A 14,469-nucleotide genomic window follows, 5' to 3' on the forward strand; every position below is an offset into this window, starting at 1 on the left:
CCGCCCATGTCCGTTCGTGCCCGTTCCCTTGCCCTGACGCTGGGGCTCAGCGCCCTCATGCTGCCCGCCCTCGCCAGCGCCCAGGCGCTGGTCGTCTGCTCCGAAGCCAGCCCCGACTTCCTGAACCCGCAATTCAGCGGACAGAACACCGCCTTCGACGTCGCCGCGCAGATCTACGAGCGGCTGACCGCGACCGAGCGAGGGGGATCGCAGATCATCCCGAGCCTCGCGGAATCCTGGACGATCTCCGAGGACGCGCTGACCTACACGTTCAAGCTGCGCAAGGGCGTGAAATGGCACGCCAGCAAGGCCTTCACGCCGACGCGGGACTTCAATGCCGACGACGTGGTCTTCTCGTTCCAGCGGATGCTCGATCCGAACCATCCCTTCAACAAGGTCGGCAGCGGCAATTTCAGCTTCTTCGCCGAGATCGTGAAGCCGAGCCTGAAGGCGGTCGAGAAGGTCGATGACTACACGGTCAAGCTGACCCTGACCAAGCCGAACGCTCCGCTGCTCTCGGCACTCTCGGTCGAACCGATGTCGATCCTTTCGGCCGAGTACGGCGCCGCGATGCTGAAGGCCGGCACGCCCGAGCAGATCGATTTCGTGCCGGTCGGCACCGGGCCGTTCTCGCTGCTCTCCTACCAGAAGGACGCCGTGATCCGCTTCAAGGCGGTGCCGGACCACTGGACCAAGGCCGTGGGGAACCGCGACCGCATGGCACTGGTCAACGACCTGATCTTCGTTATCACACCGGACGCCTCGGTGCGCTTCGCCAAGGTGCGCTCCGGCGAATGCCAGATCGCGCGCTATCCCAATCCCGGCGACCTGCCGGCCATGAAGGCGGAAGCCTCGATCAACCTGCTGCAAGGCAGCATCGCCGACCAGAGCTTCCTCGCCTTCAACCAGCAGAAGAAGCCCTTCGGCGACAAGCGGGTGCGCGAGGCGCTGGCCTATGCGACCAATATCCCGGCGATCATTGACGCGGTCTACCAGGGCACCGGCCAGATCGCGGCCGCGGCCGTGCCGCCCTCGCTCTGGTCGCATGACGCCGACCTGAAGCCGCGGCCCTACGATCCCGAGAAGGCCAAGGCCCTGCTCAAGGAAGCCGGCCTCGCCGACGGTTTCGAAACGACGCTCTGGGCCATTCCGGTGGTACGCGCCTATATGCCGAATGGCCGGCGCGCGGCCGAGCTGATCCAGGCCGACTGGGCCAAGATCGGCGTCAAGGCGACGATCCAGACCTTCGAATGGGGCGAGTACCTCAAGCGCGGCCGCGCCGGTGACCATGAGGTCGGCATGTTCGGCTATACCTGGGACTATCCCGATCCGAGCCAGATCCTGCTCTCCGGCTGGACCTGCGAGGGCGTGAAGAGTGGTGCCAACCGCGCCCGCTGGTGCAACCAGGAAGCCTCGGACGCTCTGGCGAAGGCCAACACGATCACCGACCAAGGCGAGCGCACGAAGCTCTACAAGCGCTTCCAGGAGCTGTTCCACCAGGATGTCGCGGGCCTGCTCTTCGCCAATGCCCAGGCCTTCACGCCGGTGCGCAAGGACGTGAAGGACTACAAGATCCACTTCTTCGGCGGTCAGCCCTTCTACGGCGTCTCCGTCACCAAGTAATCCTCCCGCGCTCTCGCCGCGGCAGCTACCTGCTGCCGCGGTCGATTTCCTGCGCGGTCATGCCGGCCGTGCGGTGCCTCCCCGGAGCTCCCTCGCCATGCGCATCTACATATCCGCCGACATCGAAGGCATCGCCGGCGTGGTCACCCGCGACCAGACGCTGGTGGAGGGCTTCGAATACCAGGCCGCCCGAATCTGGATGACCGACAGCGTCACTGCCGCGGCACGAGCCGCCTATGAGAGCGGCGCCAGCGAGGTCGTCATCGCCGACAGCCACGGCCGGGCGCAGAACCTGCTGCTCGAGCGGCTGCCGCGCGACGTGCAGCTCGTGCGCGCCCATCCGCGACCGCTCTCGATGATGCAGGGCGTCGAGGCCGGCGCCTATGACGGCGCGCTCTTCATCGGCTACCACACGGGATCGACCAATCCCGAAGGCGTGCTGGCCCATACCTTCCGCGGCGCCACGCTGCGCGAGGTCCGGGTCAATGGCGTCGCCGTGCCGGAGGCCGGGGTCAATGCCGCGATCGCCGGACATTTCGACGTGCCGGTCCTGCTCGTCAGCGGCGACGACGCCACCATCGCCGAGACCAAGGCGTTCCTGCCCGATATCGAGGGCGTGACGGTGAAATGGGCACATAGCCGCCAGTCGGCGCGCACGCTGATGCCGGAAGCCTCCTACGAACTGATCGCTGAGGGCGTGAAGCGCGCCGTCGCGCGGCGGGCTGCGATCAAGCCCTACCGCATCGCCGGGCCGATCACGCTGGAGGTCGGCTTCCTGTTCCGCCAGCCGGTCGAATATCTGGTGATGCTGAAGCTCGTGGAGCGGGTGGATGCTTTCACTATCCGCTATATCGCGGACGATATCCTTGATCTCCAGCGCTTTTTGGTGTTTGCGCTGGGCTACAGCTCGACATTGCAATAAATCCAAACGACCTGCCGGCGTGCGACGACTGCTTTCACGCCGGCCAAAAACATCGGCAGACCCATGCTGCGCTTCATCTTCACCCGGCTGAGCCTGGTCATCCCGACCTTCATCGGCATCACGCTGCTGGCCTTCTTCCTCGTCCGCCTCGTCCCCGGCGACCCGATCGAGACCATGGCCGGCGAACGCGGCATCGACGCCGCCCGCCACGCCCAGCTGCTGACCGAATACGGCCTCGACCGGCCGCTGCTCGTCCAGTACGGCAAGTATATCGAGCGCGTCGTCCAGGGTGATCTCGGAAAGTCGATCGTCACCCGCGAGAACGTCCTGTCCGAGTTCGGCCAGCTCTTTCCGGCGACGATCGAGCTCGCGATCTGCGCCATCCTGCTCGCGCTGATCGTCGGACTACCGGCCGGCATTATCGCCGCGGTGAAGCGAAACTCGATCTTCGACCATGGCGTGATGGGGATTTCGCTCACCGGCTATTCGATGCCGATCTTCTGGTGGGGCCTGCTGCTGATCCTGCTGTTCTCGGTGCAGCTCGGCATCACGCCGGTCTCGGGCCGCATCGCGGTGCAGTATTTCATCGAGCCGGTCACCGGCTTCCTCACCATCGACAGCCTGCTGGCCGGCGATATCGACGCCTTCTGGTCGGCGCTGTCGCATCTCGTCCTGCCGGCAATCGTGCTCGGCACGGTGCCGCTCGCGGTCATCGCCCGCATGACCCGCTCGGCGATGCTGGAAGTGCTCGGCGAGGATTATATCCGCACAGCCCGCGCCAAGGGCATGGCGCCGATCCGGGTCGTGGCCATGCACGCGCTGCGCAATGCGCTGATCCCGATCGTCACCGTCATCGGCCTGCAGGTCGGCGCGCTCTTCACCGGCGCGATCCTGACCGAGACGATCTTCTCGTGGCCCGGCGTCGGCAAATGGCTGATCGAGGCGATCAGCCGGCGTGACTATCCGGTCCTGCAAGGCGGCACGCTGCTGCTCGGCGTCGTGGTGATGAGCGTCAACCTCTTCGTCGACCTGCTCTACGGCCTGATCAACCCGCGCATCAGGCACGCGAAATGACCCGCAATTCACCCCTTCGCTCCCATCGGAGCCTCGCAGCATGAGCCTAGAGACCCTCAAAGCCCCGGCCGCTGTGCCGAGCGTCGCCCCGCCCCATCCGCTGCGCGAATTCTGGAGCTATTTCAGCGCCAATCGCGGCGCCGTCGCCGGCCTCGCCGTCATCGTGCTGGTGCTGCTCTGCGCGCTGTTTGCGCCGTGGATCGCGCCGCATGACCCGAACCTGACCAACAACGCGGCCTTCCTGAAGCCGCCGTTCTGGCAGGAGGGCGGCTCGCTCTCCTATCCGCTCGGCACCGACGCGATCGGCCGCGACATCCTCTCGCGCCTGATCTTCGGCGCGCGGCTCTCGCTGGTGATCGGCATCGCCGTCGTCGCGCTCGCCATCGTCGTCGGCATCGTGCTCGGCCTGATCGCCGGCTATTTCAAGGGCCTCGCCGATATCGCGATCATGCGGCTGATGGACATCCTGATGACGATGCCGAGCCTGCTGCTCGCCATCGTCATCGTGGCGATCCTCGGCCCCGGCCTGATGAATGCGATGCTCGCCGTCGCCATCGTCGTGCTGCCGCATTACGTCCGCATCACCCGCGCCGCCGTCATCGCCGAGGCGAGCAAGGACTATGTCATCGCCGCCCAGGTCTCGGGCGCGCAGACGATCCGCCTGATGTTCTCCGAGATCCTGCCGAACTGCGCCGCGCCTCTCATCGTGCAGGCGACACTGGGCGTCTCCACCGCGATCCTCGACGCTGCCGCGCTCGGCTTCCTCGGATTGGGCGCCCAGCCCCCCACGCCGGAATGGGGCACGATGCTCGCCGACGCGCGCGAATTCGTGCTGCGCGCCTGGTGGGTGGTCACCTTCCCGGGCCTCGCCATCCTCATCACCGTGCTCGCCTTCAACCTTCTCGGTGACGGCCTGCGCGATGCGCTCGACCCCAAGCTGAAGCGCTGATCCCATGCCCCTTCTCGAAATCGAAAACCTCAGCGTCGAATTCCCGACTTCCCAGGGAACGCTGCGCGCCGTCGACCGCATCGACCTCACCCTCGACGAGGGCGAGGTGCTCGGCGTCGTCGGCGAATCCGGCTCCGGCAAGAGCGTGACCATGCTCGCGCTGATGGGTCTCGTCGGCTATCCCGGCCGCGTCCGCGCCGACAAGCTGCGCTTCGACGGCCGCGATCTCCTGACCATGTCCGCGCGCGAGCGCCGCCAGCTCACCGGCAAGGACGTGGCGATGATCTTCCAGGAGCCGAGCACCAGCCTGAACCCGTGCTTCACCATCGGCTTTCAGCTCGCCGAGACGCTCAAGAAGCACGAGGGCATGGACGGCAAGGCCGCGAAGCGCCGCTCGATCGAATTGCTCGAGCAGGTCGGCATCCCCGCGCCGGAGAGCCGTCTCAAGGCCTTCCCGCACCAGATGTCCGGCGGCATGAACCAGCGCGTGATGATCGCGATGGCGATCGCCTGCAATCCGCGCCTGCTGATCGCCGACGAGCCGACCACCGCGCTCGACGTCACCATCCAGGCGCAGATCCTCGAACTGCTGATGTCGCTGCAGCGCGAGCGCAACATGGCGCTCGTCCTCATTACCCACAACATGGGCGTCGTCGCCGAGACAGCGCAGCGCATCATGGTGATGTATGCCGGGCAGATCATGGAGGAGCGCAAGGTCGACGCGCTCTTCAAGGACCCGCAGCATCCCTATTCCGCCGCCCTGCTCTCTGCCCTGCCGGAGCGCAGCGAACATGCGACGCGGCTCGCGACCATTCCCGGCATGGTGCCGGGCCTGAACGATCGCCCGAAGGGCTGCCTGTTCTCGCCGCGCTGCGCCTATGCGACCGATCACTCGCGCCTGATCCAGCCGGAGCTGCGGAACTGGGCCGATGGGCGCGTGCGCTGCCATTACCCGCTAGGCGACCCCCAGCGCGACGCCGCGCGTGCCCACGACGAAGCCGGCCAGGCGAAGGAGGCCGCGCGATGAACAATCCCGTCATCGAGGCGCGCGAACTCACGCAGATCTATCCGGTCAAGCAGGGGCTCTTCAAGCCGCCGGCGCAGTTGCAGGCGGTGAACAAGGTGTCCTTCGCGGTCGAGGCCGGGCGCACGCTCGCGGTGGTCGGCGAGTCGGGCTGCGGGAAATCGACGTTGGCGCGCATGGCGACGCTGATCGAGAAGCCGACCGCGGGGGCGCTCACCCTCGACGGGCTCGACGCCGTCTCGCCGCCGGCAAGCGAACGCCGGCGCCTGCGCCGCACCGTGCAGTTCGTGTTCCAGAACCCCTATGGCTCGCTCAACCCGCGCAAGAAGATCGGGACGATCCTGGAGGAACCGCTCAAGATCAACACCGACCTTTCGCCTGCCGAGCGCACCGAGAAGGCGCGCGCGATCATGGCCAAGGTCGGTCTTCGGCCCGAGCACTATGCCCGCTACCCGCACATGTTCTCGGGCGGCCAGCGGCAGCGCATCGCGATCGCCCGCGCGCTGATCCTCTCGCCCAAGGTCGTGGTCGCGGACGAGCCGGTCTCGGCGCTCGACATCTCGATCCAGGCGCAGGTGCTGAACCTGCTCGCCGATCTGCAGGACGAGTTGAAGCTCGCCTATCTCTTCATCTCGCACGATCTCAGTGTCGTCCGGCACATCGCCCATGACGTGATGGTGATGTATCTCGGCAATGCCATCGAGCACGGTCCGAAGGAACGCATCTACGCAAGGCCGCTGCATCCCTATACGCAGGCGCTGCTCGCCTCGACGCCGCGCGTCGATGCCGGCAAGCGCGAGCGCATCATCCTGCGCGGCGAATTGCCCTCTCCGCTCAACCCGCCAAAGGGCTGCGTGTTCTCGACCCGCTGCCCGCATGTGACCGATCGCTGCCGCGCCGAGCGGCCGGAAAAGCGAGAGATCGACGGCCGCAAGGTCGCCTGCCACTACGCCGAGGATTTTCTCGCCAAGGCGGCGTGATCCCGGGCGGGCGCATTCGAGCGGATCATGTCGGCGCGCCTCGTGCCGACACGGCCCGCTCGGCTTGCGCCGCATCCCTGCTGCCGTTGAGTTCGTTCTCTACGGCGCCCGCGCCTTCATGTTTCCGGCACCCTGGTTTTCTCTCTCGCAATGCAATCCCGATAGTTCTCTGATAATCTGCGAGAAGAACTGGACGAATTCACTGCTGCGCAGTCAGATTGTCTTTCCGGTTCGATGTGACTGGGGGCTGCGATGCGTACGGAAGCTGAGGCGATCAACCGCCATATCGGAGACCGGCTGCGCATCCTCCGCAAGAAGCGCGGGCTGAGCCAGGCAGATCTTGGCGCCGTCCTCGACGTCTCGTTCCAGCAGATGGGCAATTACGAGAAGGGGAAGGATCGCCTGAGCGCAGGCGCGCTTTACCTGCTGGCCCGTTTTCTCGGGACGAGCCCGGCCGCTTTCTTCGAGGGCCTGTCTCCAGCCGAGGCAGGGTTTGCCGAGGATGGGGCGGACTATGCGGTGGCCGGCGAAAGGCCGCCGCAATCCGTCAAGCTCGATGCCGCGTTCGGGCGCATCCGCTCGCAGCGCGACCGGGCGCTTGCGGTTGCAATCGTGGAGACGATCGCGCAGCGCGACGACGGAGCAGCCTGACAGCGAAGCCCCCCGACCGTTCGCACGCCTCGCGGCGCATGGGCATCGTCATCGCCGACCCTTTGGGTCTCGCGTTCATTCTCAAAGGGCCATGCGAAGCAATCCAGGGCGACCCGGTGAAACTGGTCATCCAGGCCTCCTGGATTGCTTCATCGCCCATTCCCCGCAGCGGCGGCTTGCGTGGAGGGTCGATCTCACGCCGAAACCGAGGTCCCAGATCGGGGTCGCTCGCATGTCGGCAGACGCGGTGAAGGCTAGCCGCGTCCCTCGTTCAGCTCGCGCCGGACGGCAATGGCGATATCCGGCCGGTCGGTCGTGAAGGCACTCACAGCATCGGCGAAAGCCTTCCGGATCGCCGGCTCGTCATGCGCGCCGTAATAGCCCAGCGTCACAGCCTCGCTGCGGCAGGCCTCGCGATCGCCATCCCGCGCCTGCGCGATGCGGATCGCGATCTCCGGCACGCCGGCCGCGACCGCCTTGCGGCAGAGATCGCGCAGGTCCCGCGTCGGCGATGCCAGCAGCTTGTCTGCAACGAGCCAGATCGTCGGCGTCGCTGGCGCGAGGCGCAGGAGTTCGACAAGCGTCGGCAGGTCGAAGGAGGTGAAGATCGCCCGGTCGAGCAGGTGCCGTTCCTGCAACCGCGCCACGACCTGCGCCTCGATCCCCGGATAGCGCGCGCCGCCTTGCTGCGCCTTCAACTCGATGCGCAGCCTGATGCCGCTCGGCTTGAGGATATCGAGGACCTCGTCGAAGCTCGGGATGGTCTCGCCGCCGGCTCCGATCAGTTCCACGGCCTGCAGCGCGGTCCAGTCGCTATCGCCGACGGCCCCGGAACCCGAAGCCGTCCGGCCCAACAGTGGATCGTGATGGACGACCAGCACGCCGTCGCGGCTGCGATGGATGTCGAACTCGATGAAATCCACCGGCAGAACCGCGGAATTCCGGAAAGCGAGGCGGCTGTTCTCGGGCCAGATCCTGGCGCCGCCGCGATGTGAGGCGATGTCCGTCATATCTCTGTAACCATGGGGAGAGATGACTGCTTATGCAACATAAGTTGCCAATGTACGAGTCTGCAATTTAACTTGCAGGTCGCCGCAAGGCTCCGCTACGCTCCGGGCATGGGAGAGACGATGAACCTGACGGAGATCATCGCGGCACGGCAGGACGAGCTGACCGAGTCGGATCGCCGGCTGGTCGAGGTTCTCCTCGCCGATCGCACGGCGGGCAGCTTCCTGCCCTCGCACAAGGTCGCCGAGCAGGCGGGCGTGCATGCCTCGACCGCCGGCCGCCTCGCCCGCAAGCTCGGCTTCGCTTCCTATCGCGAGATGCGCGGCGCCTTGCAAGACGCCGTCGTCGCCGATCTCGACGCATCGGTCCGGGTGCGACGCCGGCTCGATCGGGTTCGCGGCGATTCCTTGCTGAGCTCCGTGGTCGAAGGGGAAATCCGCGCACTCGGCGCCCTCGTCAGCCAGATCTCGGACGCGGAGATCGTCGCCGCCGCCGGAATGCTGCGGCAGGCCGGACGCATTCTCGTCGCCGGCGAGGGCCATGCCAGCAGCCTCGCGGACCTGTTCGTGCGGCGGCTCGTGCGGTCCGGCTATCGCGCCACGGCCATCGCCCATGCCGACTGGCAGGCGGCCGACCAGTTGCTCGGCCTTGCCGCCGGCGATGTCGTCATCGCCCTGATCTTCCGGCATGAGAGCCCGACGATGACGCGCCTGATTGCCTGCGCGCGGGAAATCGGTGCGCGGACGCTGCTGATCACCGACCGGCGTACCGGCGTGCCGGCCTGTGACCTTCAACTCGTTGCCGCGCGCGGCGAGCAGGACGAATTCCATTCGCTGACCGTGCCGATGGCGATTTGCAACACGCTGATCCTGGAACTGTCGCGCACCGATGACGGCCGCTCGCTTGAAACGCTGGCGAAGGTCGAAACCCTGCAACGCCTGTTTCGCGGCAAGCCCGGCTAGGGCCGCCGCTGCATCCCGTCCAATCCTCGACAAAGCCCCTGTTCTCAGGAGAATGCGATGAAGACCTCCACCATCGGCAAGGCCATCCCGGGGATCATGCTCGGCGCAGGCCTCGCAGCAGCAATCGGCTCGGGCGCCATCGCGCAGGAGCGGCCCGCCCTCACGGTCGCCGTCAACGAACTCGCGCGCTCGCTCGATCCCGGCGAGCATACCGGCAATGTCGACACCCGCATCTATTACTCGATCTTCGACACGCTGATCCGGCGCGACTTCGCCAAGCCGAAGGCCGATGGCGGCGCCAATCTCGTGCCCGGCCTCGCCGAAAGCTGGTCCTGGACGACGCCGACCACCTTCGACCTCAAGCTGCGCCGCGGCGTCGTCTGCCATGACGGCAGCCCGTTCGACGCCAACGACGTGCTGGCGACCTTCTCGCCCGACCGGCTCTGGGGGCCGAAGGCCTATTACCCGGAAGGCCGCGTCTATTTCGGCAATTTCACCAATGTCGAGAAGCTCGACGATTTCACCGTGCGGATCACGACAGCGCAGTATGACCCGATCATTGAGCATCGCCTGTCGAGCTATATGTCCTTCGCGGTCTGCGACGAGCCGTGGAACGCTTTCCGCAAGGAGGGCGTCGATTCCAAGGTCTGGATGGACCAGGCGGCCAAGGCCCTGCGCTGGAAGCCGGTCGGCACCGGGCCCTACAGCTTCGTCGACTACCAGAAGAACGACAAGATCACACTCGCGGCCTTCGACCGCTATTTCGGCGGCAAGCCCGCTGCCAAGACCATCACCTTCCGCTCGGTTCCGGAGGTGGCGGCACGCGTCGCAGGCCTTGTCGCCGGCGATTTCGACATCGCCGTCGAACTCCCGCCGGACCAGTGGGACGGCCTCAAGCGCTACAAGGATGTCTCGGTGAAGACCGAGCCGCTGGAGAACAGCCACGTCCTCCAGTTCAACACCAACGACCCCGTGCTCTCCGACAAGAAGCTGCGCCATGCGATGAGCCTGTCGATCGACCGCAAGGCACTGATCGACGCGCTCTGGAAGGGCCAGACCTACACGCCGAACGGTCACCAGCTCCCGAGCTTCGGGCCGATCTATGTCAAGGAGAACAAGGGCTATTCCTATGATCCGGCACTGGCCAAGAAGCTGCTCGCGGAGAGCAATTACAAGGGTCAGGAGATCTCCTACCGGCTGATCCCGAACTACTACCTCTACAATGTCGAGGCGGCGCAGGTGATCCAGGAGATGTGGCGCGCGGTCGGCATCAATGCCCGCATCGACTTCGTCGACAGCTTCAAGGAGGTGCGCAAGCCGGGCGCCCAGGTCTTCGCCTGGTCGAACACCTATCGCGTGCCCGATCCGTCCGGCGCGATCCTCACCCTCTGGGGGCCCGACAGCGAGAACCAGAAGACCTGGAAGCTCTATGGCGCGAGCCCGGCCTTCAACGATGCCGCCAAGGAGCTGACCGCCGAGACCGACGAGGCCAAGCGCCGCGCCGCCTTCGCCAAGCTGCTGACGGCCTTCGAGGACGATATGCCGATGACGATGCTCTACAACCCCGTCACCGGCTACGGCGTGAAGAAGGGCATCAACTGGACGCCCTACAGCCAGTACTACATGGACTTCCGCCCCTCGAACTTCTCGCTGGCCGCGAAGTGACGGGGAGCGCGCGCAGGAGCGGGGCCGACGGGGACAGCGAGCCGCTGCTCTCCGTCGAGGACCTGACCGTCGGCTTCCGCACGGCCAAAGGCTATGCCGACATCCTGCACGCGGTCTCCTTCGCCGTGCGACCGGGCACGACCACCTGCATCGTCGGCGAGAGCGGCAGCGGCAAGAGCGTCTCCTGTCAGGCGGTGCTCGGCCTGCTTCCCGCAAACGGGCGCCGGACGGCAGGGCGCATCCTCTTCGAAGGACGCGACCTCGCCGCCGCCAGCGAGGCCGAGCTCGAAGCCATCCGCGGCCGCGGCATCGGGATGGTGTTCCAGGACCCGCTCGGCTCGTTGAACCCGTTGCATACGGTGGGCACGCAGTTGCGCGAGACTCTGCGCCTGCACACCACGCTTTCCGAGCCGCAGCGCCAGGCCCGCGCGCTGGAGCTTTTGCGCCTCGTCGGTATCCCTGAACCCGAGCAGCGCCTCGCATCCTACGTCCACCAGTTCTCCGGCGGCATGGCCCAGCGCGTCATGATCGCGATGGCTCTCGCCTGCGAGCCGCGCCTGCTCATCGCCGACGAGCCGACCACCGCGCTCGACGTCACCATCCAGGCGCAGATCCTCGACCTCCTGAACAAGCTCAAGGCCGAGCTTGGCATGGCGATCCTGTTCGTCACCCATGATCTCGGCGTCGTTGCCGAGATGGCCGACGACGTCGTGGTGATGCGCCATNCCTCCTGAACAAGCTCAAGGCCGAGCTTGGCATGGCGATCCTGTTCGTCACCCATGATCTCGGCGTCGTTGCCGAGATGGCCGACGACGTCGTGGTGATGCGCCATGGCCGCGTCATCGAAGCCGGCCCGGCCAAACGCCTGCTGGTGGCTCCCGAAGCGCCCTATACGCGCGAGCTGCTCGCTGCGATGCCGCGTCTCGACGTCGCCGCGCCGGTCTATCGTGAACGGGCGGCATCATGAGCGCTGCGACCGAGCCACTGCTGCGCGTCTCTGCCCTGCGCCGGCATTTCGGCGGCGGTCGTTCCTTCCTGCGGACGCAGCGGACGATCCGCGCCGTCGAGGATGTCTCGCTGACCTTGCGGATCGGCGAGACGCTCGGGCTCGTCGGTGAATCCGGCTGCGGCAAATCGACGACGGGGCGGATGATCGTCGGGCTCGAACGGCCGAGCGGCGGCGAGATCCTGTTCAAGGGGCGCGATCTCACGAGCCTGACGCCGAAGGACTGGCAGCGGCAGCGCCGCGACATCCAGATGATCTTCCAGAACCCGCAATCGGCGCTCGATCCGCGGCTCAGCATCGGCCGGCAGATCCGCGAGCCGCTCGACCTGCACGAGATCGGCGAACGCAGCGGGCGGGACGCAGAAGTCCTGCGCCTGATGCAGGCCGTGGCCCTGGCACCGGAGATGGCCGACCGCTTTCCGCACCAGATCAGCGGCGGGCAGGCGCAGCGCGTCGTGATCGCGCGGGCCTTGGCGATGAGGCCGAGCCTGATCGTCTGCGACGAGCCGGTCTCGGCGCTCGACGTCTCCGTGCAGGCGACGGTGACCGCGCTGCTGCAGGAGTTGCAGGAGCGCTTCGACATCGCCTATCTCTTCATCTCGCACGACCTGCGCGTGGTGAAGAAGCTCTCGCACCGCATCGCGGTGATGTATCTCGGCCAGATCGTCGAAGAAGGCCTGACCGATCCGGTCTATCGCGCGCCGATGCACCCCTACACGATGGCCCTGCTCGCCGCGATCCCGGACCTTTCGGCCTCGCGCTCGGATCGGCCGGTGCGCCTCATGGGCGATCCGCCTTCGCCGGCCAATCCGCCGGCGGGCTGCCATTTTCACACGCGCTGCCCTTATGCCCGCCCGCGCTGCTCGGCCGAGATGCCGGCTCTGCGGCCGCTTGGCGAAGGCCGCAGCGTCCGCTGCCATTTTGCTGGTGAACTGGGAGTTGCGTCATGACCCGGCCGCTCGTCATCGCCCATCGCGGCCATTCCGCCCGCTATCCCGAGAACACGCTGGAAGCCTATCGCGCCGCGATCGCATCCGGCGCCGATCTCGTCGAGACCGATGCGCGGCTCAGCGCCGATGGCGTGGTCATCGCCTCGCATGATCCCGATCTCGCTCGCATCGCCGGCAGCGATGCTGCGATTGCGGAAACGTCGCATGAAGACCTCAAAGCCATCGCCCGCTCCGGCGACGTACAGCTTGCGACGCTGGCCGAGGCGCTCGCTGCGATCTGCCCGCATCGCCAGGCGCTGATCGACATCAAAACCAAGGACCTCGCGATCATCGATGCCGTGCTTGCGGTAATCCGAGAGCTCGGCGTCATGGACCGGGTCTGGGTCGGCGCACGCGAGGTGCTCCAGGTCGCGCATGCCACTTTGACGATCCCCGGCCTCCGCGTCCTCGCCTTCCTGCCCGACAAGGCCAATCCGGATCACTATGCCGCCGCCGGCGCGAGCGCCTTCCGCATATGGGAAGGCGCCCTCGACGGGCCCGTCGCCGCGCGCCTGCTGGGTCGCCTGCCGGTCTGGGTCACGGCCGGCGGCAGCGGCACCGGCCGCATCGTCGGCGATGTCGACGGCAACACTCTCCGCGCCATCCTCGCGCATGCACCGCAGGCCGTGTTGCTCAACGATCCCGACCTGCTGACCGGCCTGCAAAGCCGCATGGCCTCGTGATGCCCCGCCGGCTTTTCCTGACGAAGCTCGCGCGCGGCCTGCTGACCGTGTGGCTGATCGTGACGCTGACCTTCGTCGCGCTCAACCTCTCGGGCGATCCGATCGAGGCGCTGGTCGGCGATCAAGCGCCGGCCGAGGTCATAGCGCATTACCGCGAGAAATTCGGGCTCGACCGACCGCTCTGGCAGCAATACGTCTCCTATGTCTCAGGGATCGCGCAGGGCGATTTCGGCCTGTCGCTCTCCGACCAGCGGCCGGCGATCGAGCTCATCGCCGCCGCATTGCCGCGCACGCTCCGGCTCGGGCTGACCGCCTTCGTGCTCGGTCTGCTGCTCGGCGTCGGGCTCGGCGTCGTCGCCGCGCTCAACCGCAACCGGCCGATCGACCGCTTCGTCATGAGTTTCGCGGTGCTCGGCTTCAGCCTGCCGAATTTCTTCCTCGGCATCCTGCTGATCCTGCTGTTCTCGCTGCATTGGCGCCTGCTGCCGAGCTCCGGCGACCAGACGATCTGGCACCTGATCCTGCCGGCGGTGACGCTCGGCACGCATTTCGCCGGCACCTTCGCCCGCTTCACCCGCTCGGCCATGCTCGAGGTGCTGAACAAGCAATATGTCGTCGCGGCCCGAGCCAAGGGCGTACCGCGGCCGCGCCGGGTGCTCTGGCATGCCCTGCCCAATGCCGCGATCCCGATCATCACGATCATCGGCCTCAAGCTCGGCGATCTCGTCGCCGGCTCGATCATCGTCGAGACCGTGTTCGCGGTTCCCGGTGTCGGCCGGCTTCTGGTCAATGCAGTGACTTCGCGCGATTTCGCGCTGGTGCAGGCGATCCTGATCATGACCTCGATCACGATGGTGCTGGCCAATCTCGCCGTCGATGCGATCTACGCCATGATCGATCCGCGCATGCGCGCCGCCCGCTCGGAGAGCTGAG

At 66.6% G+C, this 14,469-nt stretch carries 14 protein-coding genes and 1 pseudogene; 14 read left to right on the plus strand and 1 reads right to left on the minus strand.

The annotated features are described in order from the left end of the window. Nucleotides 1–6 precede the first annotated feature (6 nt). The 7 genes from Q9235_RS23665 (at nt 7) to Q9235_RS23695 (ending at nt 7,223) form a co-directional block, all read left to right on the plus strand. Nucleotides 7–1,623, plus strand: a complete 1,617-nt coding sequence (locus Q9235_RS23665) for an ABC transporter substrate-binding protein (protein ID WP_306224252.1) — start codon at nt 7–9, stop codon at nt 1,621–1,623. Between the two features lie 97 nt (nt 1,624–1,720). After that, the gene (locus Q9235_RS23670; protein ID WP_306224253.1) at nt 1,721–2,545 is read left to right on the plus strand and encodes a M55 family metallopeptidase; all 825 of its coding nucleotides are present in this window, start codon (nt 1,721–1,723) and stop codon (nt 2,543–2,545) included. Nucleotides 2,546–2,608: 63 nt separating this feature from the next. Then, nucleotides 2,609–3,619 carry an ABC transporter permease subunit gene (locus Q9235_RS23675; protein WP_306224254.1) on the plus strand — a complete coding sequence of 337 codons (1,011 nt, stop codon included), beginning with the start codon at nt 2,609–2,611 and terminating at the stop codon, nt 3,617–3,619. 40 nt (nt 3,620–3,659) lie between these two features. Continuing rightward, entirely contained in the window at nt 3,660–4,568 is a 909-nt protein-coding gene (locus Q9235_RS23680) for an ABC transporter permease subunit (RefSeq protein WP_306224255.1), read from the plus strand. A 4-nt stretch (nt 4,569–4,572) separates the two neighbouring features. Beyond that, entirely contained in the window at nt 4,573–5,595 is a 1,023-nt protein-coding gene (locus Q9235_RS23685) for an ABC transporter ATP-binding protein (protein ID WP_306224256.1), read from the plus strand. Continuing rightward, complete coding sequence (locus Q9235_RS23690) at nt 5,592–6,572, plus strand: peptide ABC transporter ATP-binding protein (RefSeq protein ID WP_306224257.1); 981 nt, start codon at nt 5,592–5,594, stop codon at nt 6,570–6,572. Before Q9235_RS23685 ends, Q9235_RS23690 begins: the two co-directional genes overlap by 4 nt. 252 nt (nt 6,573–6,824) lie before the next feature. Beyond that, nucleotides 6,825–7,223: a helix-turn-helix domain-containing protein gene (locus tag Q9235_RS23695; RefSeq protein ID WP_306224258.1), complete on the plus strand. Its 399-nt coding sequence runs from the start codon at nt 6,825–6,827 to the stop codon at nt 7,221–7,223. 254 nt (nt 7,224–7,477) lie between these two features. On the opposite strand, the gene Q9235_RS23700 is transcribed toward Q9235_RS23695, so the two are convergent. Continuing rightward, nucleotides 7,478–8,233 carry a glycerophosphodiester phosphodiesterase gene (locus Q9235_RS23700; protein WP_306224259.1) on the minus strand — a complete coding sequence of 252 codons (756 nt, stop codon included), beginning with the start codon at nt 8,231–8,233 and terminating at the stop codon, nt 7,478–7,480. A 120-nt stretch (nt 8,234–8,353) separates the two neighbouring features. On the opposite strand from Q9235_RS23700, the gene Q9235_RS23705 reads away from it, so the two are divergent. The 7 genes and pseudogenes from Q9235_RS23705 to Q9235_RS23735 all read left to right on the plus strand — a co-directional run bounded on the left by Q9235_RS23705 (nt 8,354) and on the right by Q9235_RS23735 (nt 14,468). After that, nucleotides 8,354–9,193, plus strand: a complete 840-nt coding sequence (locus tag Q9235_RS23705) for a MurR/RpiR family transcriptional regulator (protein WP_306224260.1) — start codon at nt 8,354–8,356, stop codon at nt 9,191–9,193. Between the two features lie 57 nt (nt 9,194–9,250). After that, complete coding sequence (locus tag Q9235_RS23710; RefSeq protein WP_306224261.1) at nt 9,251–10,858, plus strand: ABC transporter substrate-binding protein; 1,608 nt, start codon at nt 9,251–9,253, stop codon at nt 10,856–10,858. Between the two features lie 125 nt (nt 10,859–10,983). Next, nucleotides 10,984–11,567 (plus strand): annotated as a pseudogene (locus Q9235_RS23715) (ATP-binding cassette domain-containing protein); the annotation flags it as partial. A gap of 48 nt (nt 11,568–11,615) precedes the next feature. Further along, nucleotides 11,616–11,825 (plus strand): hypothetical protein, encoded by a 210-nt coding sequence (locus tag Q9235_RS23720; protein WP_306224263.1) that lies wholly within the window; start codon nt 11,616–11,618, stop codon nt 11,823–11,825. After that, nucleotides 11,822–12,814 (plus strand): ABC transporter ATP-binding protein, encoded by a 993-nt coding sequence (locus tag Q9235_RS23725; RefSeq protein WP_306224264.1) that lies wholly within the window; start codon nt 11,822–11,824, stop codon nt 12,812–12,814. Before Q9235_RS23720 ends, Q9235_RS23725 begins: the two co-directional genes overlap by 4 nt. Further along, nucleotides 12,811–13,536, plus strand: a complete 726-nt coding sequence (locus Q9235_RS23730; protein WP_306224265.1) for a glycerophosphodiester phosphodiesterase — start codon at nt 12,811–12,813, stop codon at nt 13,534–13,536. Before Q9235_RS23725 ends, Q9235_RS23730 begins: the two co-directional genes overlap by 4 nt. Continuing rightward, the gene (locus tag Q9235_RS23735) at nt 13,536–14,468 is read left to right on the plus strand and encodes an ABC transporter permease (protein ID WP_306224266.1); all 933 of its coding nucleotides are present in this window, start codon (nt 13,536–13,538) and stop codon (nt 14,466–14,468) included. The genes Q9235_RS23730 and Q9235_RS23735 overlap by 1 nt, the downstream gene beginning before the upstream one ends. Nucleotide 14,469 lies beyond the last annotated feature (1 nt).

Source organism: Bosea beijingensis (genome assembly GCF_030758975.1).
Lineage (GTDB): Bacteria > Pseudomonadota > Alphaproteobacteria > Rhizobiales > Beijerinckiaceae > Allobosea > Allobosea beijingensis.